Annotated in this window: 26 protein-coding genes; 18 read left to right on the top strand and 8 right to left on the bottom strand. The window is 61.3% G+C overall.

What is annotated here, in order from left to right:
- On the top strand, window positions 1–293 hold a 293-nt coding region (locus ACTHUY_RS03855; RefSeq protein WP_441677705.1), incomplete at its 5' end, for a hypothetical protein.
- A gap of 328 nt (window positions 294–621) precedes the next feature.
- Here the strand turns inward: ACTHUY_RS03855 and ACTHUY_RS03850 are convergent.
- The gene (locus tag ACTHUY_RS03850) at window positions 622–1974 is read right to left on the bottom strand and encodes a CapA family protein (protein ID WP_441654549.1); all 1353 of its coding nucleotides are present in this window, start codon (window positions 1972–1974) and stop codon (window positions 622–624) included.
- Window positions 1975–2021: 47 nt separating this feature from the next.
- Between ACTHUY_RS03850 and pgsA the strand changes: the two genes are divergently transcribed.
- The 11 genes from pgsA to ACTHUY_RS03795 all read left to right on the top strand — a co-directional run bounded on the left by pgsA (window position 2022) and on the right by ACTHUY_RS03795 (window position 10118).
- Window positions 2022–2633, top strand: coding sequence for a CDP-diacylglycerol--glycerol-3-phosphate 3-phosphatidyltransferase (gene pgsA, locus ACTHUY_RS03845; protein ID WP_441654548.1), 612 nt, complete (start codon window positions 2022–2024; stop codon window positions 2631–2633).
- Window positions 2608–3108 (top strand): CinA family protein, encoded by a 501-nt coding sequence (locus ACTHUY_RS03840; RefSeq protein ID WP_441654547.1) that lies wholly within the window; start codon window positions 2608–2610, stop codon window positions 3106–3108. Before pgsA ends, ACTHUY_RS03840 begins: the two co-directional genes overlap by 26 nt.
- Before the next feature lie 134 nt (window positions 3109–3242).
- Window positions 3243–3572, top strand: a complete 330-nt coding sequence (locus tag ACTHUY_RS03835; RefSeq protein WP_228201657.1) for a helix-turn-helix domain-containing protein — start codon at window positions 3243–3245, stop codon at window positions 3570–3572.
- Between the two features lie 101 nt (window positions 3573–3673).
- A complete protein-coding gene (locus ACTHUY_RS03830; protein WP_441654546.1) occupies window positions 3674–3898 on the top strand; it encodes a DUF3046 domain-containing protein in 225 nt (74 codons plus the stop codon).
- A 228-nt stretch (window positions 3899–4126) separates the two neighbouring features.
- Window positions 4127–5194: a recombinase RecA gene (gene recA / locus ACTHUY_RS03825; RefSeq protein ID WP_126703001.1), complete on the top strand. Its 1068-nt coding sequence runs from the start codon at window positions 4127–4129 to the stop codon at window positions 5192–5194.
- Window positions 5194–5706 carry a regulatory protein RecX gene (locus tag ACTHUY_RS03820; RefSeq protein ID WP_441677703.1) on the top strand — a complete coding sequence of 171 codons (513 nt, stop codon included), beginning with the start codon at window positions 5194–5196 and terminating at the stop codon, window positions 5704–5706. Before recA ends, ACTHUY_RS03820 begins: the two co-directional genes overlap by 1 nt.
- A gap of 40 nt (window positions 5707–5746) precedes the next feature.
- Window positions 5747–6328 (top strand): SatD family protein, encoded by a 582-nt coding sequence (locus tag ACTHUY_RS03815; RefSeq protein ID WP_441677701.1) that lies wholly within the window; start codon window positions 5747–5749, stop codon window positions 6326–6328.
- 2 nt (window positions 6329–6330) lie between these two features.
- The gene (locus ACTHUY_RS03810) at window positions 6331–6717 is read left to right on the top strand and encodes a hypothetical protein (protein WP_441654543.1); all 387 of its coding nucleotides are present in this window, start codon (window positions 6331–6333) and stop codon (window positions 6715–6717) included.
- Between the two features lie 49 nt (window positions 6718–6766).
- Window positions 6767–8326, top strand: a complete 1560-nt coding sequence (gene miaB, locus ACTHUY_RS03805; protein WP_441654551.1) for a tRNA (N6-isopentenyl adenosine(37)-C2)-methylthiotransferase MiaB — start codon at window positions 6767–6769, stop codon at window positions 8324–8326.
- A complete protein-coding gene (miaA, locus tag ACTHUY_RS03800; RefSeq protein WP_441677699.1) occupies window positions 8323–9240 on the top strand; it encodes a tRNA (adenosine(37)-N6)-dimethylallyltransferase MiaA in 918 nt (305 codons plus the stop codon). Before miaB ends, miaA begins: the two co-directional genes overlap by 4 nt.
- Window positions 9237–10118: a hypothetical protein gene (locus tag ACTHUY_RS03795; protein ID WP_441677697.1), complete on the top strand. Its 882-nt coding sequence runs from the start codon at window positions 9237–9239 to the stop codon at window positions 10116–10118. The genes miaA and ACTHUY_RS03795 overlap by 4 nt, the downstream gene beginning before the upstream one ends.
- Here the strand turns inward: ACTHUY_RS03795 and ACTHUY_RS03790 are convergent.
- Window positions 10084–10704, bottom strand: coding sequence for a class I SAM-dependent methyltransferase (locus tag ACTHUY_RS03790; RefSeq protein ID WP_441677695.1), 621 nt, complete (start codon window positions 10702–10704; stop codon window positions 10084–10086). The genes ACTHUY_RS03795 and ACTHUY_RS03790 overlap by 35 nt on opposite strands.
- Before the next feature lie 29 nt (window positions 10705–10733).
- On the opposite strand from ACTHUY_RS03790, the gene hflX reads away from it, so the two are divergent.
- Both hflX and ACTHUY_RS03780 read left to right on the top strand, forming a co-directional pair.
- Window positions 10734–12203: a GTPase HflX gene (gene hflX / locus ACTHUY_RS03785; RefSeq protein ID WP_441677693.1), complete on the top strand. Its 1470-nt coding sequence runs from the start codon at window positions 10734–10736 to the stop codon at window positions 12201–12203.
- Window positions 12190–14040, top strand: coding sequence for an ATP-dependent DNA helicase (locus ACTHUY_RS03780; protein WP_441654538.1), 1851 nt, complete (start codon window positions 12190–12192; stop codon window positions 14038–14040). The genes hflX and ACTHUY_RS03780 overlap by 14 nt, the downstream gene beginning before the upstream one ends.
- Window positions 14041–14184: 144 nt before the next feature.
- On the opposite strand, the gene lexA is transcribed toward ACTHUY_RS03780, so the two are convergent.
- Window positions 14185–14841: a transcriptional repressor LexA gene (lexA, locus tag ACTHUY_RS03775; protein ID WP_441654537.1), complete on the bottom strand. Its 657-nt coding sequence runs from the start codon at window positions 14839–14841 to the stop codon at window positions 14185–14187.
- A gap of 171 nt (window positions 14842–15012) precedes the next feature.
- On the opposite strand from lexA, the gene ACTHUY_RS03770 reads away from it, so the two are divergent.
- Together ACTHUY_RS03770 and nrdR are read left to right on the top strand one after the other, a co-directional pair.
- Window positions 15013–15303: a hypothetical protein gene (locus ACTHUY_RS03770; protein WP_441675003.1), complete on the top strand. Its 291-nt coding sequence runs from the start codon at window positions 15013–15015 to the stop codon at window positions 15301–15303.
- A 23-nt stretch (window positions 15304–15326) separates the two neighbouring features.
- Complete coding sequence (nrdR, locus tag ACTHUY_RS03765; RefSeq protein ID WP_126703011.1) at window positions 15327–15806, top strand: transcriptional regulator NrdR; 480 nt, start codon at window positions 15327–15329, stop codon at window positions 15804–15806.
- Window positions 15807–15891: 85 nt separating this feature from the next.
- On the opposite strand, the gene ACTHUY_RS03760 is transcribed toward nrdR, so the two are convergent.
- The 4 genes from ACTHUY_RS03760 to ACTHUY_RS03745 form a co-directional block, all read right to left on the bottom strand.
- Complete coding sequence (locus ACTHUY_RS03760; protein WP_441677691.1) at window positions 15892–17733, bottom strand: AMP-binding protein; 1842 nt, start codon at window positions 17731–17733, stop codon at window positions 15892–15894.
- 70 nt (window positions 17734–17803) lie between these two features.
- Window positions 17804–19012: a phosphoglycerate dehydrogenase gene (gene serA, locus ACTHUY_RS03755; protein WP_441654534.1), complete on the bottom strand. Its 1209-nt coding sequence runs from the start codon at window positions 19010–19012 to the stop codon at window positions 17804–17806.
- 239 nt (window positions 19013–19251) lie between these two features.
- Entirely contained in the window at window positions 19252–19653 is a 402-nt protein-coding gene (locus ACTHUY_RS03750; RefSeq protein WP_441654533.1) for a DUF3151 domain-containing protein, read from the bottom strand.
- On the bottom strand, window positions 19653–21725 hold the full coding sequence (locus ACTHUY_RS03745; protein ID WP_441677688.1) for a HelD family protein: 2073 nt from the start codon (window positions 21723–21725) through the stop codon (window positions 19653–19655). Before ACTHUY_RS03745 ends, ACTHUY_RS03750 begins: the two co-directional genes overlap by 1 nt.
- A 77-nt stretch (window positions 21726–21802) precedes the next feature.
- On the opposite strand from ACTHUY_RS03745, the gene ACTHUY_RS03740 reads away from it, so the two are divergent.
- Together ACTHUY_RS03740 and ACTHUY_RS03735 are read left to right on the top strand one after the other, a co-directional pair.
- On the top strand, window positions 21803–22723 hold the full coding sequence (locus ACTHUY_RS03740) for a PAC2 family protein (protein WP_441654531.1): 921 nt from the start codon (window positions 21803–21805) through the stop codon (window positions 22721–22723).
- Window positions 22720–24225 (top strand): MFS transporter, encoded by a 1506-nt coding sequence (locus tag ACTHUY_RS03735; protein ID WP_441677686.1) that lies wholly within the window; start codon window positions 22720–22722, stop codon window positions 24223–24225. The genes ACTHUY_RS03740 and ACTHUY_RS03735 overlap by 4 nt, the downstream gene beginning before the upstream one ends.
- Before the next feature lie 183 nt (window positions 24226–24408).
- On the opposite strand, the gene ACTHUY_RS03730 is transcribed toward ACTHUY_RS03735, so the two are convergent.
- Window positions 24409–25176 carry a spermidine synthase gene (locus ACTHUY_RS03730; protein ID WP_441675014.1) on the bottom strand — a complete coding sequence of 256 codons (768 nt, stop codon included), beginning with the start codon at window positions 25174–25176 and terminating at the stop codon, window positions 24409–24411.
- Window positions 25177–25194 lie beyond the last annotated feature (18 nt).

The raw sequence follows: 25194 nt of genomic DNA, 5'->3' as shown, positions 1-25194 counted from the left end.
AGGGCGACGAATCGCTGGCGGGAACGGAACTGACGCTTGTCCACTCATCGCTGGGCACGATGAGCGAAACGTCCGAGGAGGAACACCTGGTTCCTGGACGTAACTACGTCATCATTGCTTTGGAGTACACACCCAATCCCGGGACGGTGGACGGCACAGTATGGTCAACGCCCCTGGCGGGCCAAGGCGTCTTCCCGATCGTCGAGGGCGAAGTTGTTCCCACGCGCGCGGATGTTCTCCCTGAAACCTTCGGCGGTGGGTCCGTGTCATTGGACGTGCTCGACGAGTCGTAGAAAAGGCTCTTGGCAGTCGGATTCGGGCGGGTGACGGTCATGATCGTCACCCGTTGAACCGCTGCGGTAAATGAGATTGGTGCCGATGCGGGCCGGATGGGCAAGGCTGCCCCAATAGACATGGGCAAGGCTGCCCCAATAGACAACGGGGTTTCGATAGACAGTACCGTCGCGATAGACAACGTTGTCGCGGTCGCCGACGTGAACGCGGCCTCGAAATGGAGACGAGCGTTGCCCGACGAGTTATTGCTGGGAAACACTCATCCAAAGAATTTGTGGACGCGTGGTGCGTCAATGGACTGGGTGGCGACTACTGCCCGGGATTCGACTACCGCCGTGGGGTCACCGATTCGACCTGCTGCTCGGGGACGTCGAGCCGTTCAGTACTACCGTTGGCTTCCATCACCGGGTAGGTGGCGTCGCCGCGGGCAATGAGCTCAGCGTCGCCCAGGGTAAGTGTCGCGGGCCGTCCGCCCCGGAGTTCCTGGTTGAGGAAGTAGAGGCGGTTCGCTCCTGGGGCGTCCTGCGTGACAACCGTCCAATCCAGCCGTGCGACAGTCGCGGGACCCTCGCGGGGAACATCGATGGTTGCGGTACCCAGGTATCCGGTCGTAACGCGATAACCGTGGTTGGCGATTGTCTGGCCGGAGATGAGGTTGCCCATTGACCAGGCCACCCACATGCCGTCGCCGCGCGGGCCACCCTCAAGCTCAACGACCGGCTCCGGGACGTGGGAATGATTGCCGTAAACAAGGTCGACCTGACCGGACTCTGCCAGTTCCTCAGCAATAATCAGCTGCTCATCAATCGGCTCCGAGACGTATTCGGTGCCCCAGTGCATCGACACAACAACGAGATCGGCGCCGTCCTCGCGGGCCTGCTCCGCCATGTCGACAACATCGGAAGTCTCGTAGGGACCCAGCTCTCCGATGACGAACCAGGACCACGGCTGCTCGCCACGGATCGGGATTCCATTCGTCAGCGTCGTGGCAGAGATATGAGCGACGGTAACCGTGCGCTCTTCCAGGTCCAGATCGTAGAACTGGACCTCCTCGGACTCTTCCTCGGTACGTGCCCCGCCATGAAAGCCCATGCCGTTCTCTTCAAGAACGGTGTTCGTGCGCTCCACGCCGGCGAAGCCTCTGTCCATCGTATGGTTCGTTGCCGTGTTGCACCCGTCCCAGCCAACCTCCTTCAGGGAAGGAATGAGATCGGCGGGAGCCCCAAACGTCGGATATCCGGAATATGCCGTGCCCTCCGGGGCGATCGGGACCTCAAGCGAACAGAGCGCCAGATCGGCTCCGCTGATCCACGGCTCGATGTGCTCGTACTGGTAGGTGAAGTCGTACGTATCACCCTCAACCCAGGCGGTCTGATAGATCGACGGGTGCAGGAGAATATCCCCGCCCGACACGATCGTCAGTTGCGAAATAACCTCATCCGGATCAACCTCGGGCTCCGTCGGCTCCGGCTCACCTGACTCGGAAGGCTCAGCGGTATTCTCGTCGGAACCCTCGGCCGAGCCTTCGCCAGTGTCTGTATCGGAGGAGGCCGTTGGCTCCTCCGCACCTGTGTGAGAAGGCGCGTCGGTGGTGGCGTCATCGCCCTCGGTCACGCTCGAACACGAGGCAAGGAGGAGCGTCGCCGCGAATGCGGCAGCTGTGAAAGTGCGGATGGACATGGGTCAAGCATAGGGGACAGGCGGACAAGACAACGTAGGCTAGGGGTGTGAACACTCAAGAACCGGTACCGGTCCTCAACATCGCGAACTTCGTGACGATCATCAGGTTGCTGCTGATCCCGGCGTTCATATGGGCGTTTTGGGAAGCCGACACCACATCGCGGTGGATAGCCACCGGCATATTCTTCGTCGCGGCCATGACCGATAAGCTCGACGGACACCTGGCGCGCTCGCGGAATCTCATCACGGATTTTGGGAAGCTGGCCGACTCGATTGCCGACAAGGCACTGATCGGCGCCGCCCTCATCATGCTCTCCTGGCACGACATGCTGCCCTGGTGGATCACGATCGTCATGTTGCTCCGCGAAGTCGGCATCACCGTCATGCGCATGTACATGAAGCGGAAATCGGTGATGGCGGCGGGCAAGGGCGGCAAGCTCAAGATGATGCTCCAGTCCCTCTTCATCGGCGGACTCCTCCTGCCCTGGCGCTCCTTCCTGCCGGACTGGGCAGCCACAACAATGGAGTGGGCAACCTGGGTCCTCGTTGCAGGGGCCCTCATCACCTCCATTTGGTCCGCGATCCAATACGTCCAGGATGCGATCCGAATCAACAAGGAATACGAGAAGAACCATGGCAGCGACAACCAGCCCGAGTGAGGTCCTCCTCAAGAAGGGCGACACCATAGCGGTGGCGGAATCCCTGACCGGCGGTCTCGTCTGCGCAACCCTTGTCCAGGTCCCGGGAATCTCCGAGATCCTCCGGGGCGGAGTTGTGTCCTACACGAATGAAATCAAAGCCCATGTTCTAGACGTCGACCGGGACCTTCTAAACCGAGAAGGCCCCGTCAACGGCCAGGTGGCAGTTCAGATGGCGCGGGGAGTTGCCGAGCTGACCGGAGCGGCCCATACCGTTTCGACAACGGGAGTGGCGGGACCCGGCCCCGCCGACGGTTTCGACGCTGGCACCGTCTGGATCGGCCGGGAGGATGGTCGGGCAACTCTGTTCCTATTCCCGGGAGGTCGAGAAGATATTCGGGAATCTTCCGTCCTAGCCGCCCTGTATATTCTGGCGGAGATGGAACTACCGGAAAAACTGGCGAAATTCCGCCAAAAGATAGAAACCTGGAAATAGTCTGTGGCGTTCCCGGCCTTTTTGGCTCATCGGGAACAAATATCGGGAATACCTCGTTGAACTAGGTGATGACAATGGAAACACGAACCGGCGTAAACCGGAAAAACCAGACCGAAATTATTCGCCCGCGCGACATGGGCGCCTCCAAGTCGTCCGAACCTGTACTCCTTCGTCGTGAACTCGGCGATGTCCTGCGGGCATACCGCCAGCGCCAGGGCCGCACGCTACGCGAGGTGTCTTCGGACGCACGCGTATCGCTCGGCTACCTTTCGGAAGTTGAGCGTGGCCAGAAGGAAGCTTCCTCGGAGCTTCTTCTCTCAATCACGCAGGCGCTCAACGTCCCCCTCGGCCACGTGCTTCGCCTCGTAGCTGACCGGATCGACCTGTCGGAGGGCCGTGTGCCCCCGAGCTTCCGGGTCCCCGACACCGTCCAGGAAGCTCTCGCCGAAGCTGGCGTGAACTAACCTGATACTGCGGAAGCCGCGGCTGATGCCGCGGCTTTTGCATTCCCCACGACAATGACCGCACCATTGCGCACCATCCGAACGATCGCTGAGACCCCCGCATGAACCACTCGGAATTCTGGAAAGTTGTCGACAACGAATTCGGCACCGCCTACGGCCAGGCCCTCACCAGGTCCCTTGCCCTCCCGTCCCTTGGACACAAGACCGCGGCAGAGCTCATCGAGGACGGCGAGAATCCACAGAAGATCTGGCTCGCCCTATGCGAAGAGATGGACTTGGGGGAGGACCACATGTTCCCGCACCGCAAGGAACAAAAGAAAAAGTAGTCCGGACCGGTCGCACCAAAATGCCACGCCGACGGCGTGGCGGATTTCTTCGAACGAATGTTCAGTTAGGATGTTCTCCGGAGCGATGCAACCGCAGATGTCCACAGCGTGGAGTTCTGTCGATTATTGTGCCTAAGGCGTGGCCTAGCGTTGCTCTTAGGTTGCCGCTCGGAGAGGGCGGGTTCCCTACAGTTCGCCTGTTCTACCCGCACAAGTCAAGGAGAAATAATGGCCGTGAAAGCCGAAGACCGCCAAAAGGCACTCGACACTGCTCTTGCCCAGATCGATCGCCAGTTTGGCAAGGGGTCGATCATGCGACTGGGAGACCAGTCTGCCCAGAAGGTCAAGGTCATCCCGACCGGATCCGTTGCCCTTGACGTTGCGCTCGGAATTGGCGGCCTCCCGCGAGGCCGCGTCGTTGAGATCTACGGCCCGGAATCCTCCGGTAAGACAACCGTCGCCCTCCATGCGGTAGCAAACGCTCAGAAGGCTGGCGGCATCGCTGGCTTCATCGATGCGGAGCACGCCCTCGACCCGGCCTACGCCCGCAAGCTCGGTGTCGACACCGACGCACTGATCGTTTCCCAGCCCGATACGGGTGAGCAGGCCCTCGAGATTATGGACATGCTGATCCGCTCGGGTGCTCTCGACATTGTCGTCATCGACTCCGTCGCCGCCCTTGTCCCCAAGGCAGAAATTGAAGGCGAGATGGGAGACTCCCACGTTGGTCTTCAGGCCCGCCTCATGTCCCAGGCCCTTCGCAAAATCACCGGTGCGCTCTCAGCATCGGGAACGACAGCGATCTTCATCAACCAGCTGCGTGAGAAGATCGGTGTCTTCTTCGGTTCCCCCGAAACCACGACCGGTGGTAAGGCCCTGAAGTTCTACTCCTCGGTCCGCCTCGACGTTCGTAGGATCGAGACGCTGAAGGAAGCCGGCCAGCCGATCGGTAACCGCACCCGCATCAAGGTCGTCAAGAACAAGATGGCCCCGCCGTTCAAGCAGGCCGAGTTCGACATCCTGTACGGCCAGGGCATCTCCAAGGAGGGTGGTCTCATCGATATGGGTGTCGATAACGGCATCGTCCGTAAGTCCGGCGCCTGGTTCACCTACGAAGGTGAGCAGCTGGGGCAGGGCAAGGAGAAGGCGCGAACCTACCTCATCGAGAACAAGGACACCGCCGAGGAAATCGAGCAGAAGATCCTGCAGAAGCTCGGCATTGGACAGTACGCGGACGTGGAATCGGCGGCCAGCCCCGAGGGTGCCGACGAGGAAGCGATCCCGACTGACTTCTAATGAAGCTCACCGGTGAGGAAACCCCGGAGGAACTCCGCAAGGAGGCCCGTGCGATCGTCATGAGGCAGCTGGCGATGATGGACCGCTCTCGCCAGCAACTCATCGACGCCCAAACCTCCCGCGGGGTCCCCGAGGATCTCGCCATGGAGATGGTCGACAAGTTCGAGAAAGCCGGACTCGTCGACGACGAAAAGTTTGCGGCCTCGCTCATTCGAAGCCGGATGGCCGAGAAGCCCATCTCCCGCAGGGGACTCGCCCGCGACCTCGATCGAAAAGGCATCTCTCGCGAGATCGCCGAAGAGGCACTCGCAGAAGTCAGCTCCGATGATGAGCGCCGGGCCGCCTTCGAGCTTGCGAGGAAGAAGGCACGCTCCACCGAGGGCCTTGACTATGAGGTCCGGCGGCGACGCATCTATGGCGCACTTGCGCGCCGTGGCTTCAGCCCCGATCAGACCATGTCAGCCGTTCGCGCCGTTCTTGATGACAATGATTACTCAAGCTATTACACTTGAAATTAATAAATCAAGGTTATGAACTTGGGTAGGTGACGGCATGTTCGTCCTAACAATTGACCAAATTGGATCTCGTAGCGGGGATGACCGAGTGCCGGAGCTTCTCGCTCGGCTCGGATCGTATGAGTGCGAGCGCCCGTTCGAGAGAACGGTAGGCGACGAAGTGCAGGGTGTCATTTCCAACCCCAGTCTCGTCCGAGAGATCGCCCTTGCTCTGATCCGCGACGGCTCCTGGCATATCGGCATCGGTGCAGGCGAGGCAAGCCTCGGTGACACGGCGCGGTCGGGAACGGGCCCCGCCTATCTGCACGCCCGCAGCGCCGTTGAACGCGCCAAGTCCGCAAACCGTTTTACTCCATCAGTCGCGGTCGACTCCGATAACGCGGATGCCGCCGCGTCCGCGGAATCCCTGTTACGGGTTCTCGGCTTCATCATTTCCGGGCGGACGGATGCTCAATGGGAAGCCATTGAAGCGCACAGGGCGGGGGAATCCGTCTCAGATATTGCGGACCGCCTGGGCATCAGTGTTGAGGCCGTGTCGCAACGAAGGGGCTATGGTGCTCAGTCGATCGAGGAGGCCGCCTGGCCGACGCTTGATGCTCTCCTGGACGGAGCGCAGTAACCGTGGACATTCTTATTTCCATCATTGCCCTTCTCGTCTCCTCGGTTTTTGGGTGGGCGGTCGTTGAGGGCGTGCTGGCGATCGCCCGGGTCGTTCCGGAGGAAACGAAGGACGATGGGGATCTCGTCATTAGCCCGCCCGCCCCGGCGAAGAAGCACGTGCTCCGTGGCGGTGCGGTTATCGGTGTGCTCGAGCGCATGGCCACCACAGGACTTGTCATTGTTGGCCAGGCCGGACTGATTGCCGTGGTTGTTGCGATTAAGTCGCTTGGACGGTGGGCCGAGCTTCAGGATGATCCGGCGGTGAGTGAACGATTCATCATCGGTTCCCTTGCCAGCTACCTGTGGGCCGGGCTTGTCGGGTTCATTGCGTTGCAAATCATTGTCTGAGTTACCTGGTAGTTCGGGCATGGGCCCTACAATGGTGGCGATGACTGAGATGACCCTGCCCAGAACATATGCGATCCGCACCCTCGGATGCCAGATGAACGTCCACGACTCGGAGCGTTTGGCCGGCATGCTGGAGGAAGCGGGATATCGTCACGTCGACACGGTCCCCGAAGCAGCCGCACGTGCCCATGACGGGGCGGGCGACGCCGGAGCGGACGTTCTTGTCCTCAACACCTGTTCTGTCCGCGAGAACGCGGCCAACAAGCTTTTCGGCAACCTCGGCCAGCTCGCTGCCGTCAAGCGTGAGCGCCCCGGCATGCAGATCGCCGTGGGCGGTTGCCTTGCTCAGCAGATGGGCGATGGGATCGTCGAGAAGGCCCCCTGGGTCGATGTTGTCCTCGGAACCCACAACCTTGATGTGCTTCCCACGCTCCTGGAACGGGCTCGCCACAACAATGAAGCGGCTGTTGAGATCGAGGAGTCACTCAAGGTCTTCCCCTCGACTCTTCCCACGAAGCGCGAGTCCGCCTACGCGGGTTGGGTCTCGATCTCTGTGGGATGCAATAACACGTGCACCTTCTGCATCGTTCCCCAGCTAAGAGGCAAGGAACGTGATCGCAGACCAGGGGAAATCCTCGCCGAGGTTGGCGCGGTTGTCGCTGACGGCGCGATCGAGGTGACCCTGCTCGGACAGAACGTCAACTCGTACGGCGTTGGCTTTGGGCAGAAGGGGGCCTTCGCGGACCTGCTGCGCGCCTGCGGGGAGATTGAGGGGCTGGAGCGCGTCCGGTTCACATCCCCGCACCCCGCTGCCTTCACGAACGACGTCATTGATGCGATGGCGGAGACGCACAACGTCATGCCGTCGCTGCACATGCCGCTCCAGTCAGGCTCCGATCGTATTCTCCGTGCCATGAGGCGCTCGTACCGGTCAAAGAAGTTCCTCGGAATTCTCGATGCTGTTCGGGAGAGGATCCCGAATGCCGCGATCACGACAGACATCATCGTCGGCTTCCCGGGGGAGACCGAAGAGGACTTCCAGGCAACGCTGGACGTCGTTGAACAGTCCCGCTTCTCCTCGGCCTTCACATTCCTGTACTCCCCTCGGCCGGGCACCCCGGCGGCCGACATGGAGGACCAGGTTCCTGCCGAGGTCGCAGGAGAGCGCTACCGCCGGCTTCTCGACCTTCAGAAGCGCATCTCCACCGAAGAAAACGAGGAGATTGTTGGTCGCACCGTCGAGGTCCTCATTGCTGAGGGTGAAGGACGTAAGGATGCCGATACCGCTCGGCTAACCGGCCGGGCCGAAGACAATCGGCTTGTCCATGTCGCTCTTCCTGAAGAGCTCCGTCCCTATGCGGACACGTTCTCTGGGGAGAACCACGTTGAGAACCTTCCCCGTCCCGGGGATATGGTGCGCGCCGTTGTCACGCACGGCGCCCCGCACCACTTGCTTGCGGACTCTGCGGTGACCGGTGGAACTTTCGAGATCATCCGGACCCGGGCCGGAGAGGCTTGGGCACGTGGCAAAGCCCGCGTGGCGGAGCTAGATGCGGAGGCGCGCGGACCCGTCTCGCTCGGGCTCCCCACTCTTCGCGTCGGACCATGACAATTATTGCCGTCGTGGGCCCGACAGCGGTCGGGAAATCCGCTGCGGCAGTGAACCTCGCCCACAGCCTCGGTGGAGCGGGTTCCTCCGAGATTGTCGGAGCTGACGCCATGCAGCTTTACCGCGATATGGATATTGGTACCGCAAAGGTGACAGACGAGGAAAAGCGCGGAATTACGCACCATCAGATCGACGTCCTCGACATCTCCCAAGAAGCCTCGGTTGCCGCTTACCAGAATCATGCCCGGGAAGATATTGACGGAATCGTTGCCGCGAGCAAGACCCCAATTCTCGTGGGAGGTTCGGGTCTGTACGTCTCGGCGGCTCTCGACAAGATTGATTTCCCGGGGACCGTACCGGAGGTAAGGGAGCGGCTCGAGGCGAAGTTTGCCGAGGTCGGTGGCGCCGCCATGCATGCGGAGCTGGCGCGCGTCGATCCTGCCTCGGCGAAGGTTATTGATGCTCGCAACGAGAGGCGCGTGGTTCGGGCGCTCGAAGTCAACGAAGTGACTGGGAGATCGTTCCAACCGGTCTTTCCCCGGCATACGAGCCACTACGACAGCACCATGGTCATTGGCCTGACGCTCGATCAGAAGATCCTTGACGAAAGAATTGCGCAGCGCACCGCAACAATGTTTGAGCTCGGCCTTCTTGAGGAAACGAAGGCGTTGAGGAAGTGCGGGCTCGACGACGCGCCAACTGCCCGGACCGCCACCGGTTATCGGGAGGCGCTGGCGGTGCTCGATGGGGTAATGACGGTGGAGGAAGCGATCGAATCGGTATCGGTCGCGACCCGCAAGCTCGTCAAGAAGCAACTGACCTGGTTCCGCCGAGATCCCCGGATCACCTGGGTTGAAGCAGGGCCGGGAGTTGACACCAGGATTGGCGAGGTCCTCGATAGACTGACCCCATGATCATCCCCAGTCTCGAAGGCCTGACACTCACCAAGGGAAACGTTGGGGGCAGTGACGCCATCATCTTTCCTGATCTCAACAGTTCGAGGGAGGTGCGGCCCGAACAGATCGCGATGATTTGCGATCGTAGGCTCGGAATCGGCGCCGACTGCCTCATACGTGTCGTGCGGACCGAGACGGAAGCTGGATGGAGGATCGATGCTTGGAACAGCGCGGGCAGGCCTCTCGTACATGCTGGGCCGTTCGCTCGGCTCGCGGCCCACTACCTTCGTGTCTCGGGGCTCATCGATCTGTTCGACGGGGAATCGGTGGCGTTTGATGGTCCGGAGGACCCGCTCTACGTGACGCGCACCGGGCTGCACTATTCGACCGGATACGAACTGGCGTTGCCGGTGAGCGAGGAGTCGGTCAGCCGGGGATACGACGTTGCTGTTTCGCTCGATGGAGTGAAGGGGGTGCGCGGCGGCCTCGTGGTCCGTTCCTCGGACTTCGGTGTGGTCGTCGCCCTCGAGAAGGACGAGGAAATGTCGGCTGTGACCGGTCAGGCCCAGTACGATCCGAACGTCCCCGGAGCCCGCCTCACGGTGGTTGTCCCGCAGGGCGATGCCATGTTCACGGACTTTGACGGCGTGGAGAGGCCCTTCAGTGCGTTTGCCGCACGCGTGTTTGGTGAGGGACCGGCAGTCGAGCAGGGTGCCCGGGACGCTGCGGTGGCTCTCCACGCGTGGGCGGGGGAGACTGCTACCGGGATCTACCGGGCTGACGTCGCGGGAACCGGGCTGGAAATCCGATTTGCCCGGGGAGAGATCGAGATGACCGGGCCGGCCGAGATTGTCGCCGAGTTTAGCCTGACCGGGATTGCCGGCGACGGTCGATAATCTCGAGCACCCGGAAGCTTCCCGAAGACCCAATCCGCTCAACTTCGTAGGATTGGTTCTCAAGCCACGCGTGAAGCGAATCCGCTCCAAGGTTCTTTCCGATGACAAGGTCAGCGTAGCCGTCCAGGTGCTCGAACCACGAGAGAAGCAACTGGTGGAGCTCCTGCTTGCCGATGCGTACCGGGGGATTTGACCAGATAGCGTCGATCCCGCGCTCTGCTGCCAAGGCAAGCCCCTCGTCGGGGGTTGCCACAATGATATTGGTTAGGCCTGCACGCTTGGCGTTCTCCTCCGTGAGGGTGCGAGCCCTCTCGTTCACATCAACGGCAAGTACGGTGGCGTTCGGTGCCGCCGTGGCAAGGGCTAGAGCGATCGGCCCCCACCCGCACCCCACGTCTACGAGCAGGCCCTCCTGGGGCGGGTCGACCACGTACTTGAGAAGAATTTGCGTGCCCTTGTCGAGTCTGTCGTGCGAGAACACCCCGCTATCCGACACAACGTCGAAGCGGTCGCCGCGGACCGTAAAGCTGTAGTCGCGGCGCTTTTCGGGGCCGGTTGGCTGTGAGGAGAAATAATGGTCTGACACAGATCTAAACTACCGCAGGACACGGCTGCGTGAGACAATGGTGCAACGAAAAGGAGAGACACATTACCGATCGCGATATTTCATCCCGCAAGGGCACGGCCCTGCAAGCAGACGCTGACTACCAGCAGGAGTATGCCGGAGACGAGCTTGACAGAGAACAGAGATCCTCGCTCAAGAGGGTTCCGAACCTGTCGACCGAACTCCAGGACATCACCGAGGTCGAATACCGAAAGCTCCGGCTTGAAAACGTTGTCCTCGTCGGTATCTGGACATCCGGCACCGCCGAAGATGCGGAAGTCTCTCTACGCGAACTTGCTGCCCTTGCCGAGACCGCTGGATCCGTTGTCCTGGCGGGTGTTTTACAGCGCCGAGATAAGCCGGATAATGCCACGTACCTGGGTTCGGGCAAGGCCCGTGAAGTTGCTGATCTTGTTGCAAGCACCGGCGCTGACACCATCATTGTGGACTCCGAGCTTTCGCCGAACCAGCGAAGGAACCTTGAGGATGTTACGAAGGTCAAGGTCATTGACCGCACGACGCTTATCCTCGATATTTTTGCCCAGCACGCCAAGTCCCGAGAGGGTAAGGCCCAGGTGGAACTCGCCCAGCTCGAATACTTGCTTCCGCGACTGCGCGGCTGGGGTGAATCGATGTCCCGTCAGGCGGGCGGACGCGTCGGCGCCGGTGACGGTATCGGCTCCCGTGGCCCCGGTGAGACCCAGATTGAGCTTGATCGTCGGCGTATTCGCCAGCGTATGGCGAAGCTCAAGCGCGACATCGCCAACATGGAACCGGCACGCCGAACCCAGCGCTCCAACCGCAGGCGCCACGGACTTCCCTCCGTCGTCGTTGTTGGATATACGAACGCCGGTAAGTCGTCGCTCATGAACCGCCTGACCAATGCGGATGTTCTCGTTGAGAACGCACTGTTTGCCACGCTCGATCCCACGGTCCGCAGAAGCGAGACCGAAGACGGTCGCGCCTACACAATTTCCGACACTGTTGGTTTCGTGAGATCCTTGCCGACCCAGCTCGTGGAGGCGTTCCGTTCGACGCTGGAGGAGGTTGCCGAAGGGCATCTCATGCTTCACGTGGTCGACGCGGCCCATCCGGACCCGGTTGGTCAGGTTAACGCCGTGCACGATGTCCTGCGGGAAGTTGACGGTGCCGAGGACGTCTCGGAGATGATCGTCCTGTCGAAGGCTGACCTGGCGGACCCGATTGACCTCGCTGCGTTGCGTTCCCGCTACCCGGGCGCCGTGGTGGTCTCGTCGAAGACCGGTGAAGGCATCGAGGAGCTTCGTGACCGGATTGCGGACGGATTGCCGCGCCCGAGTGTTGCCGTGTCCGTCACGATCCCGTTTGATCGCGGTGACCTTATTTCTCGTGTCCACACGGATGGGGAGATCCTCAGGGAGGAGTACTCGAAGGACGGAACGGTCCTTGAGGCTCTCGTTGACGAGGATCTTGCCGCCGAGCTCCTCAGTGTCGGTCGTTGAGGTTCTCGACGCCGTTGTTTCCGAGATCGGGGGCAGTCGGCGCGAGGGCCAGGTTGAGATGGCGGAAGCCGTCTACGATGCACTAACTGATGGGGGTCACCTGCTCGTCCAAGCAGGCACCGGCACCGGTAAGTCCATGGGCTATCTTGTCCCTGCCGTTCAATGGGTGGCAAAGACCGGTGGAAGAGCTATCGTCTCGACCGCGACGCTTGCCCTGCAACGGCAAATCACCCAGGAGGACGCTCCCAGGGTCATAGACGCGGTTGCGGCAGACACGGGTGTGCGCGTGAAGACCGCCCTCCTCAAAGGCTGGCAAAACTATGCCTGCCTGAAGCGCGTGAACCAGACCGCAGGACAAGAATCTCTCTTTGGTGAAGCACTCTTCGGTGAAGAGCAGGCTACCGATATGGGTAAGCACGTTTTGCGGGCTCGGGAATGGGCGCTGGAATCCGAGAACGGTGACAGGGACTCCCTGGTTCCCGGTGTGCCGGATTTGGCGTGGCGGCAGATTTCCGTGTCGAAGCAAGAATGCGATGGCAAGGACTGCCCCCTGTTTAACGAATGCTTCCCCGAGAAGGCCCGTGAGGAAGCCATGGAAGCCGACATTGTTATCACCAACCATGCGATGTTGGGCGTGCAGTCCTCAGGAATTGAAGTGCTTCCCGAGGCCGGTGCCGTTATCATCGACGAGGCCCACGATCTTGTCGGTAGGGTGACCAGCCAGCTGACAATCAGGGTCGGTGCCGCAGATATCGGCCGAATCTCCCGCATGATGCGATCAGCCGGAAAACTCGACACCGAATTCTCTCGTCACGGCGACTCCCTGCTTGACGCACTCAAGGAAGCTGAAGGGCGAATACGGATCGTGCCAGACACGATCCGGGAACCGCTCGGCGCCATGGCGCGAGCTCTCAAGGATTCCTGCGAGTCAGAACAGTGGGCGAAAGCCTTCATGAAGGACATCGACGATCTTCTCTCCGAGGATGGCAAGTACGTTGTGTGGGCAAACGAGGACGCCCTGTATGGTGCTCCTCTTGACGTGGCAGGCCCGATCGCGAACAACGTCTTCTCTGAACGGGCCGCAGTTCTGACGTCGGCCACCCTCGAAATTGGTGGTTCCTTTGACCCCATGGCATACCAGGTTGGCTTAGCCTTCCCCGACCAGGGTCCGTGGGAGGGACTGGATGTTGGCTCTCCCTTTGAGTACCCCAAGCAGGGAATCATGTACGTGGCCGCTGACCTGCCGGCCCCCGGTCGGGACGGACAGGGCGACGAGGCGCTCGCCCGTATGGCCGAGCTCCTGAGAGCATCCGATGGTGGTGCGCTCGGGCTGTTCTCCTCGCGAAGGGGAGCTGAGGTGGCCGCGGAATACTTCCGCAAGCACACCGATCTGCCCATCTTCTGCCAGGGAGAGGATCAGCTTTCTACCCTGGTCAGTGACTTCAAGGAAGACGACCGCGCCTGCCTCGTTGGCACTCTTTCACTGTGGCAGGGAATCGATATTCCGGGGAGAGCATGTCGGCTCGTTCTCATTGACAGGATTCCGTTCCCCAGGCCGGACGATCCCGTTTCGCAAGCTCGGACCGAGCAGGTGGGTAAGCGCGGCGGGAATGGCTTCATGCAGGTGTCAGCAACCCATGCGGCGGTTCTCATGGCCCAGGGGGCTGGCAGGCTCCTGCGTTCGACCACCGACAGGGGAGTTGTCGCAATCTTTGACTCCCGCCTCGTCTCCAAGGCATACGGAGGCTACCTTCGCTCCGGTATGCCGGACATGTGGCCAACAAAGGATCTTGAACTCACGAAGAAGTCCCTTGAGCGTCTTGCACGCGGTCAATAGGGGGCTAAGTGTCAATAGGGCCTCGCCGACATGAGTAGCTGCGGGGACCTCGTGAGAATCCGGGGCCTAATCTAGGGCAAAAACAAGCACTGCCGCTCCACGAGTGACCGATGAGTGACAGTGCTTGAGTACTTAAATTCTCGACTATAAGGCGCGAATAACGGTGACGACGCGCCCAAGAATGGTGGACATGTCTCCCGGAATTGGTGCGTAGGCGTCGTTATGGGGGAGAAGCCACACGTGCCCGTCCCTCCGGTCGAAGGTCTTCACGGTGGCTTCGTCGTCGATAAGAGCGGCAACAATATCGCCATTACGTGCGTCCTGCTGCCTGCGGACAACCACCCAGTCACCGTCGAAGATGCCTGCGTCGACCATCGAATCACCGGATACCTCGAGCATGAACATCTCGCCGTTGCCGGTCATCTGGCGCGGAATGGAGAAGACTTCCTCAACCATTTGATCGGCGAGGATCGGGGAGCCAGCGGCAATGCGTCCGACGAGGGGAACATCAACAGAGTCAGCCCGAAGCTCGTCAATACTTGCGACCGGTTTCGGAGCTTCTTCCTCAGGGAGCAGTGCTCGGCCGGCAGGCGTCAGAGTGAGCGTGCGAGGACGCTGGGGATCGCGATCGATCAGGCCGTGCGACTCGAGTGCATCAAAGTGGTACTTGACCGACGAGGGGCTGGACAGGCCGATGCCGGTGCAGGTCTCGCGAACCGTTGGGGCGTATCCGTTTTCGCTAATGGAATCGCGTAGGAACGCAAGAATCTCGAGCTGTCTCGTACTGATCTTGTCGGCCATGCTGCCCTCGCTATCGGGTTGCGACTTTTTCTGTCCGAGTCGCTTCGTAAGTTGGATCCAGGATATGCACCACGAGACGAACAATCAAACACTTGTTCTAATCGGCATGTCGTGTATAGAATGCAAACAGATGTTCGAGAACAAACGTTCGAGAAAAGAAGGAGATACGCCATGAGTGCTCTTCTCGTAACCAAGCCTGAGACAACAGGGTTGCGTCCCATTGATCTGCCCCGTCTGCGCCCCGTCTCCAACCGGACCCCGATCGACGTTCCGCAGATGGCGGCACCGGAAGCTCCAGCTCGCAAGGCTCGACTGAGCGTCGTGGCGGAGCAGCATGAGATCGCTCCCGACGCCGTTGTCTACCCCGGCCTCCAGCGCCTCGTCGGCGTCCTCAAGGCCAGCGCCCTTGTCGCTGCCAGCGTTGCCCTTGCTTTTGGGCTACAGCTCTGGCTCTCCATGTAAGACGCCCTGTGTAAAATGGCAGAATGCATTGCCCGTTCTGCCACAACACAGATTCCCGCGTCATTGACTCCCGTTCGCTCGATGAGGGTCAGGCCATTCGACGTCGTCGCGAGTGCCCCGTGTGCAAGCGGAGATTCACGACAACCGAGACGGCATCCCTCGTCGTCGTCAAGCGTTCGGGTGTCACCGAACCTTTCTCACGAGAGAAGATCATTGACGGTGTCTTGAAGGCATGCCAGAACAGGCCCGTCACCCGAGACGACCTGGCGGTCCTTGCAAGCCAGGTAGAAGAGAATGTGCGCGCCACCGGTGCCGCCCACATCAATTCCGACGACATCGGTCGCGCAATCCTTGGTCCGCTTCGTGAGCTCGATCAGATCGCCTACCTGCGCTTCGCTTCCGTCTACCTCAACTTCGAAGATCTCGATGACTTCCAGGCGGCCATCGAGGAACTCAAGGAATCGGGTGGCGAACTGGCTCCGGCTGGCGATAGTGAGCAGTAGGAATACTTAACATAGTTGTGCTCCCGACCGTTTTGGTGGGGAGCACAACTATGAGAACGACAGTTACGTTCCTGCGCGTATCCGACTACTTGTCGGAAGTGTCGTCGCTACTCGCGGACTGATCACGTGCTGATTGGTCGGACTGGGGTGCATTTGCATTGCCCGCAGGCTTTTCCCGTGAGCTATCCATGCGGTGGCGGAATTCGCTGGCGCGTTCGCGTAGTTCATCGCCGGTTTCGGAAAGCTTCTTCCGCCACTGGCCGGCCTGAAGCTCAAGATCGTCGAGTTGCTCGCGGACGGAGCGCCTCATGACCTTGCCGAGCTGGGAGCGGGGGAGCTCGTCGAAGACGGCGATGGACTTGGGCATCGAGTAGTTGGAGAGCTTGTCCTGGGTCCACTTGCGCACATTCTCCAGATCAATTGAAGCGCCGGGCTCAAGAACGAGCGCAGCAACGACGGCTTCGCCTGCGGATCCGTCGGGCATTCCGACAACGGCGACGTCGTGGATGCCGGGCATGGAGCGGACAGCTTCCTCAACCTGCGAGGGGTAGACGTTGAAGCCGGAACGGATGATCATTTCTTTGCGGCGGTCGGCCATGACCAGGAAGCCATCGTCCCAGCGGACGAGGTCGCCCGTGCGGAGCCATTCGCCGTCGATCAGGGTGGCAGCAGTTTCCTCGGGCTGGTTGAGGTAGTCGACAAAGACATTCGGTCCGCGAACGAGCAGCTCGCCAACCTCTCCCAACGGCATCTCCTCTTCAATGTTGTCGGGGTTCGCGACCTTTGCGTCGACAGACGGGAAGGGAAGCCCGAGGGTGGAGGGCCTGCGTGCAGCGGAAACGGGAGAACCGGAGAGCACGGGGGAGGACTCGGTCATGCCGTAGCCCTCGATGACGAGGGAGTCGGTCTTCTCTTCCCACTGAGCTGCGAGCTCGGGAAGGAGCGCCATGGCGCCGGATACCGAATAGCGGAGCTTCGTGAACGGGTTCGGGTCGTCGCCAATCTCGGCGAGGATCTTCTCGTACATCGGGGGAACACCCGCGAAGAATGTGATGGGGTGACGCTTGTTTGCGGCGATCAGCATCTTCGGGTCGAAGCTGGGAAGGATGTCCTGCGTAGCACCGAGGCCGATCGAGAGGACAAGGGACAGCATCATGCCGAAGGCGTGGAAGAACGGCAGGATCGACGCAATGGTCTCCTCGCCACGTTTGAACTCGTGGAGCCAGGCAATGACCTGCGTGTAGTTCGACATCAGGTTCATGTGGGTGAGGCACACGGCCTTCGGCACACCTGTTGTGCCACCCGTGTGGAGGTAGACGGCCACGTCGTCCATGCCCGGCGTCTCGCCGACAAACGAAGCCGGTGCCGAGGCCACCATCTTCTCGAAGGAGTAGACGTGATCGGGCACGCGGCCCCTCATCTTCTTCTTCTGCGCCTTTGCGGCCTTGATTGGAAGCTTCAGGAGCATCTGGGAACGCTTGGGGAGGGCGGCCGTCAGGTTGACCGCAAAGATTGTCCTGCCGGGCAGGTGGTCGGCGAGATCCGTTAGGGTCTTTTCCCAGCCAACGACAATCTTGCCGCCGTGATTGTCGAGCTGGGCGATGAGCTCGCTCGTCTTAGCGAGCGGATTGTGTTCGGCCAGGGTCGCGCCGAGCGACCAGGTAGCGTAGGCGAGTGCCACGTGCTGGGGGCAGTTGGGAAGGATCGCGGCGACAACATCGCCCTTCTTCACGCCGGCCAGCGACAGCATGGAGGCGGTCTTCTTGACGAGTTCGCCCAGCTCTTCGTAGCTGGTCTTCTGTCCGATGAAGTCGATCGCGTGCCTCTTTGGTAAATCGGCGACCGCGCGATCAAGCAAGTCGGTCAATGGAACTGTCGGAAGCTCGATCTCGTCGGGTACTCCGGCAGGATAGTGGGCACGCGCCATAGTGTTCTCCTCACATGCAAAAGTGGACTACGGTCCAGCTTGTCATGTTGGATCGCTGTAGTCCCGAAAATTAATCTCGTGACAGAACTCGAAGCCGGATTGTTTCGGGGGATTTCGCCAGAGCAGCGACCGCATCTTCGGGAATATTGGATGCGATGTCGGTCACCATGTAACCAATCTGGCCCTGGGTGGCGAGCTGCTGGGCGTCGATGTTGGCACCGGACTCTGCGAATACCTGGTTGACCTTGGCGAGGGCGCCCGGCATATTCGAGTGCACCCAGGCTATCCGGTAGCGGGATGACAGCGCAGGCGAATCGACGATTTGGGGCATGTTGATCGACATGTCGGTGGCGCCCTTGCGGAAGTAGCTCACGAGCTTCTCCGACACGAACAGGCCGATGGCCCGCTGGGCTTCTTCGGTGGAGCCACCGACATGGGGCGTAAGGATAACATTGTCGAGGCCCGTGAGGACCGAATCGAACGGGTCGCCGTTCCCGCGGGGTTCGGTCGGGAAGACGTCGACTCCGGCTCCGGCAATCGAACCGTCCTTCACGCGAGCAGCGAGTGCATCAATGTCGACAAGGAAGCCGCGGGACAGGTTGAGGAAGATAGCGCCGGGCTTCATCAACTTAAACTGCTCCTCGCCAAAGAAGTTTTTGTTGGAGGCGCGACCATCGACGTGGATGGTGACGACGTCCGCGACCTCGAGGAGCTCCTCGAGGGAGTTCATGCGGCGGGCGTTACCGATCACGAGTTTCTCGGCCGTGTCGTAGAACACGACCCTCATGCCCAGTGCTTCGGCAACAACCGATAGCTGCATGCCGATGTTGCCGAATCCGATGATGCCGAGGGTGCGGCCGCGGACCTCGTGGGAGCCGGCCGCCGACTTCTCCCAAATGCCCTTGTGGAGCGCGTCGTTCTGCACCGGCAGACGTCGCGACAGTGAGATGATCTCGCCAATGGCGAGTTCCACGACGGAGCGGGTGTTGGAGTACGGGGCGTTGAATACGGCCACGCCCTTGTTCGTGGCGGCTTCCAGGTCAATCTGGTTGGTGCCGATCGAGAACGTGCCGATGGCCAGGAGGTCGGGGCGGGCCTCGATGACTTTCCGGGTGACCTCCGTCTTAGATCGGATACCGAGGATGTCGACACCGTCGAGGGCCGAAATGAGATCGTCTTCGTCGAGGGCGCCGCGGTGGCGGATGACCTCGATGCCGGCGCGAGCAAAGGCGGCGTCAGCGTTCGAGTGCGGATTCTCAAGAAGCAGGGCACGAGTCATGGGACCATCTTCGTCGCCTGTCCACCCATTGGGCAAACGTGTGCCGAAAGATGAGAAGTAATCCTCAAGATGTGCCGGCCCATTGACGTGGTCCTGAGGCTGCAGAGCCGGGATTGGTGGACCGTGCCAGAATGCGTTGGCCCGTGCGGTGATGCCTCCCACCGGGCACCACCGGGTTGCACGGTCGGTTTCCGTAAGCGCGGGCCAGCCAAGTCCGGCAACCGCGGAAGACGGTGCTGCTACTTCTCGAGCTGGGCGCGGGCGGAAGGATCGCAATCGTCGAGGAACTCGGAGATCCTCGTAACCTCGTCGGTTTCTCCAATGGCCTCGGCGGCGCGGCCCAGGCAATGGAGGGCCTGGAGGAAACCGCGGTTGGGCTCGTGGGAGTAGGGGACGGGGCCCTTGCCTTTCCAGCCATTGCGACGGAGCAGGTCGAGGCCGCGGTGGTAGCCGACGCGGGCGAAGGCATACGACTCGAGTTCGTCTCCGTGGTCCCAGGCGTCCTGCGCCAATACTGCCCACGCAAGCGGGGAGTCGGGACGGACGCGGGCTACGGTCTCCGGATCCTGGGAGGCGATCAGGGAGTCGACCTCGGGGTCTTCGGGAAGGTAGGTCGATTCTGGGCCGATAGAGATATGCATCAGATTTCCGTTCCTGGGGTAAGGATGAGGTGCTGGGTTGGTCTGGTCATGGCGACGTAGAGATCGCCCGGCTCCTCGATCGTCCCATGGATGATGACGGAATCGAACTCCAGGCCCTTCGACTCGCGTGGCGTCATGGTGTGCACCTGCGGGTGGTCGATGTGGGGAGGGGCGTTCGAGATCACGGCAATGAGTCCCTGGCCCGGCCCAAACTCGCTGTTGAGGAACTCGAGTTCCTCCTCGATTGCGGTCTCCAGCGGTGCGGTGCGCAGTGAATTCTCGACCTCTCGCACGGCATTCACGGGGTGGTGGAGCTTGATGTCGCGCCGGTTCATTGCAGCTTCGGCCTCGTCGAGAACGGTGGCGGGCGTGCGGTAGGAGATCGTCAGGACCTCCTCGGTCAGGTGCGATGCTAATGGGCCGAGAAGCTCGCGCCAGCCACCTTCCGGGGCGCCCTGGGAACGCTGGTCGAGGTCGCCGACGATCGTGAGTGAACGTGAGGGCACCCTCCGTGCCACCATGCGCCATGCGAGCGGAGACAGTTCCTGCGCTTCGTCGACCACGACGTGGCCGTAGGCCCACGTGCGGTCCGCCGCGGCACGTTCCGCCAGGGGTAGGTGCGATGCGGTTGCCTGGCGCTGCCTGTCGGCAAGCATTTTCGCGGTGACGATACCGCCGCCTAGATCCATGCCGGACAGGGTTGCCTGCGTGTATGCCTCGAGCGTGTCCTCGATCTGCTCTTGGATGGGTGCATCGCCGAGTAGTTCGGCAAGTTCGTCGAGGATCGGGATGTCCGCCGAGGTGAAGCCTTCGCCGCGCGGACGAGCGAGGAGTGCACGCTCGCTGCCCGAGAGTTCCGGCGCAAGTTCGGCTAGAAGGTTGGGGTGTGCGTAGAGGTGCTCGAGAAGCCACGTGGGAGAGGCGGGCAGCCACCGGAGGTTGACTTCGCGGCGCACCTTTTCGTTTGAAGCAATGTCGGCGAGCAGCCAGTCCTGGTTCTCGGTGTCGGTGACCGTGAGGTATTCCTGGACGAGTTCTTCAACGACCGTGCGAGCATACGCTTCGCGGGCGGCGTTGTGTGGTCCGCCGTGGCGGCGCGCCCGAGCCTGCCCCGCGGCCACCATGTCCGGGGTGAGCCGGATGTTGTGGGAGTTGACCCTGATCGTGACCGGTTTCTTGAGCGGCCTGCGCAGGTAGTTGACTGCTCGCTTGGCGATCGCGGCCCACACCGTTCTGCCCTTGACGTCGGCGGCTGCGGGGGTGTCTTCGCGGGTTGGGGTAATTCCAGGAAGGAGATCGGAGACCGTTGACGAGACGACGTCGGACTCGCCGAGCGACGGGAGGACGCGGGAAATGTAGGAGAGGAAGCCCGTGCTGGGGCCCAGAATAAGAACACCGGAACGGGAGAGCCGCTTGCGGTGTGCATACAGGAGGTAGGCGGCGCGGTGCAGGGCCACGGCTGTCTTGCCGGTGCCGGGACCGCCCTGGACGACGAGGACACCGGTGGAGTCAGCGCGAATGATCCTGTCCTGTTCGACCTGGATCGTGGCAACGATGTCGCTCATGTGGCCCTGACGGGCAGAGCCGAGAGAGGCCATGAGGGCGCCCTCGCCCGTGAGGTTCAGGTTTTCCGTCGCCTCGGCGTCGGAGGTCAGGAGCTCATCTTCAACGGAAACAACTTTGCGGAGCCGGGACTGAATGTGGCGCCTGCGCACCATGCCCTGAGGGTTGAGTGCGGTTGCCTGATAGAAGGGCTCCGCCTGCGGAGCCCTCCAGTCGAGAAGAATCACATTGCGATTCTCATCACGCAGTCCGATGCGCCCAATATGCTCCACGTCACCGGTTTCGGCGTCGAGTCGGCCGAGAACGAGCTGGTGTTCGACGTGCGAAAGGCGGGCCAAATGGTCCTCGTAGTCGGCCGCGAACGAGTCCCTCTGGAACAGTTCCTCGGGGTTTCCACGCCCACCCTGGGCCCGTATTTCGGTGAGTTTGCGGGAGTATCCTGCCGCTAGGGAGTCGAGACGTGCATACGCCTGATCGACGTACCCCTGCTCCTCAGATAATGCGTCCATTGTTCCTCCCTCGCTGATGAGACATACAATTATCCAAGACGGACAGGCGTCTTGTCATCATCGAGCGGAGGTGGACCATGACGGACCTGCTGGAATTCACATCAGATCCTGACGAAACTCCACAGCAGATCACGACATTGATCTGCGCGGTGGGCGGTGGACCCTTCGACGCAGGAGGGATCTCCGGTGCCATTGGACAGAGCATCGGGGAAGGGGAGCTCATTGCTTCTTTCGACCCCGATCTGATCTTCGACTTCCGTTCCGAACGCCCGCTTATCACCTTTGAAAACGGTGCGATGACGAGGATGACGGACCCGCGGCTCGACGTGCACATCGTCGAGGACATCGAAGGGGAGAAGCTGCTTCTGCTGCGCGGCAACGAGCCGGACCTGCGCTGGCACTCCCTGGCCGAAGGCGTTCTTCAGCTTGCCACCCAGTTCGGTGTGGAAAAGTTCTACGCCCTTGGCGGACTACCGTCCGGGATCCCGCACACGCGCCCCGTCGACCTCCTGATCCGCGGCTACCGCAAGTCCCAGCCCGACCAGGAATCCTCCTACATTCAGTCCGTGAACTTCTCCGAGTTCCTCGTCTACACCCTCGGTGCCGCCGGCATCGACACGTCCTCGGTTCTGGCCCGCGTTCCGTTCTACCTCGTGAACTCCGTCTACGCGGCGGCAGCCGGAGCGGTTGCCACGTACGTGGCCGACGACTCGGGGCTTGCCCTGCCGGTCGGTGACCTTGAGCGCGTCGCCCAAACCGAGTCCGACCAGATCGAGGCCGCCTACGGAGAACAGGAAGACTTCCACAACCTCGTGACGTCCCTCGAGCAGGAGTACGACACCGAAGGACCCAACACCGGGTTCATTATTCCTTCCGACGGCACGACAGAAATTCCGACCGCTGACGAACTGGGAGAGGCGGCGGAGCAGTTCCTTGCTCGCCGCAGCACTCGTCCCAAGCGCAAGCGAGGAAGGCACGCCAAGCGCGACGACGAATGAGCAAGCGTATCTGGCTGGCGGGGCTCGCCGTCTACATCATGGCGGTCGCGGCCCGCACCAGCTTCGGAGTCGCCTCTCTTGACGCGCTATCTCGATTCGACATCTCGGCCACCGAGCTGTCCCTCTTCACAGTTATCCAGCTGGGAGTTTACGCGGGTTGTCAGATCCCGCTCGGGGTGCTCCTGGACCGCTTCGGGTCCCGCCCCATCATCGTTGGTGGAGCTATCATTCTGGCGCTCGGCCAGGGTTGGCTTGCCTTCGCCGGAACCTACGGATCGGCACTCGTTGCCCGCGTTCTGATTGGACTCGGCGATGCCACCGCCTACACCTCCGTGATCCGACTCATCCCGCAATGGTTCCCCGCCCAGAAGGTCCCCCTCTATACGCAGCTCACGTCGATTCTTGGCCAACTCGGGCAGGTTGTCTCCTCCCTGCCGTTTGCCATGGCACTCGCACACTTTGGCTGGGAATCAGCATTTGTGGGTCTCGGTGTTGCCGGCGGCATCGTCGGGCTCACTGCCGCGGTCTTCATTCGGGAAAAGGAAGCGTTCGTCCGTAACGCCGAGAAGGGCGGCGCGAGTGCATTCACCCATCCCGGTGTCTGGCAGGGCTTTTGGGCTCACTTCGCACTCGGATTCTCCTCACACGTTTTCCTGCTCCTGTGGGGCGTGCCGTTTATGACGGTCACCGGAATCGACCAGGCCGTCGCCTCCGCCGTCCTCATCGTCTTCTCAATCTCCGGCATTATTGCCGGACCTCTCGTGGCGAGACTGACATCCAGGCATCCGCTGCGTCGGGAATGGTCGGTTGTCGGCATCATGCTTGTGCTCGCGGGATCCTGGGCCTACCTCCTGACTCGCGACCGACCCGTCGAGATCTGGGAGTTCTCCGTCCTCCTGTTCGTCATTGCACTCGCAGGATCCGGCTCCACCATGGGCTTCGACTATGCTCGAACGTCCGTCCCACTCAGCAAGCTGGGCTCCGCAAATGGTCTCGTCAACCAGGGTGCCTTTACGGGAGCTCTCCTCGTCTCCTACGTCATCGGCGTCATCCTTGACGCTCGCTCCCCGGACGGCGACTACACGGCCATGGACTTCCGTGTTGCCCTGTCCGCCCAGTTCGTCATTATCCTTATCGGGCTTATCGGCTTCCTCGCTCTCGGACCAGCGTCAAACAGGCGATACGAACAGCACCTGGGCATGACAATCGAACCGGCACGGGTTGCCATCGAACGCATCGTCAGAGAACGACGAGCCGACTTCCCGCGCTTCAATGAGCTACTGCGCCTGGAAAAGGGCGTGGCGGGCCCGTCAAGTACCGTACCTCCCACGCGTCCCACCGATAGTGACGGAAAACCGGCTCGTGACGGCGCGAGTACGTCGTATCGAGCCGCGACCACGGACCAGCGCGAAGATCCTGCCAATGGTTCGGTTGAAGACCCTGCGACGGATCCGGAACGAAATTCGTTACCGGCGGCGGGCGGGCAATCGTCTTCCGAGTAAGTAGATGGTTTCCCCGCTGAGCGAGCGGAGCGTTCCTCACCCATGCCGGAGGAAGGCCCTGGCGATCGGGCGACTGATTCCTCACCCGAGGGCGATTCACCGGAAAAGCCCTGACCGTCTAGGGAAAATCCTGATCGCATCGACCGGCGGACAGGTGAGCTACTCCGGCCCAGCTACTATCGATCAGTGCGTCGGGGTGAAGTCTTCCGGTAGGTCATGGAACGGAGCGGCTGAGGGCGTGAGATCGGAGTAGATCCGGGCCGGGAGCGGTAGTCGGAAAACTTCCCTGTGCATGTCCCGCCATGGCGTCATGGATGCGCCAAGCGTGATGTTTCCGTAGCGGCGTCCGGCCCAGATGGCCGGGTCGGTGATAGCAACGACGTGCGGGAAGACCGCAAGAATTGTTGCGATCTCCGGCTTGTCGTGCCGGGACAGGTTAAGCAGGTAAGCGCCGTCGGGAGCAAGAGCATTTCGCGCGTCGACCGCGGCCTCGTAGGTCATGAGCTGGTAGGGGACGGTGCCTCCCGCGAAGGCGTCACGCACGATGATGTCCCAGTTGCGTCCGGCCTGCTGCTGCAGGGTCTGTCGTCCCTCGGCGGCCCGAATTCTCAGGAGCGGTGAGCGGGGGAGCGGGAACCATTCGCGGACCTTTGTGGCAAGAATTTCGTCGACCTCGATGGCGAGCTGTCGGGAGTTCGGGTGGGAAGAATCGAGAGCTCGCGGCAGTGCGCACCCCGCGCCGCCGATGTGGAGAGCCTTTATTCGCGTACCTCGAGGCCGCTTTGCTTCCACCATGATCCTCATGTGCTGCATGTACTCGAACTCGAGATGCTCGCGATCGGTCAGATCCAGCGCTGACGAAGGCAGACCATCCAGATAGAGTGTTAACAGAGAGGGTCGATCGGGATCGACCCCAATGCTGGCCACGCTCATCGATGTCATTTCTTCCATGAGGTTAGATTACGGGAG

Origin of the sequence: Flaviflexus sp., from assembly GCF_052087705.1 — a bacterium.
GTDB lineage: Bacteria > Actinomycetota > Actinomycetes > Actinomycetales > Actinomycetaceae > Flaviflexus > Flaviflexus ciconiae.
The sequence above is the reverse complement of the archived record's forward strand: the minus strand, read 5'-3'. Positions and strand labels throughout refer to the sequence as shown.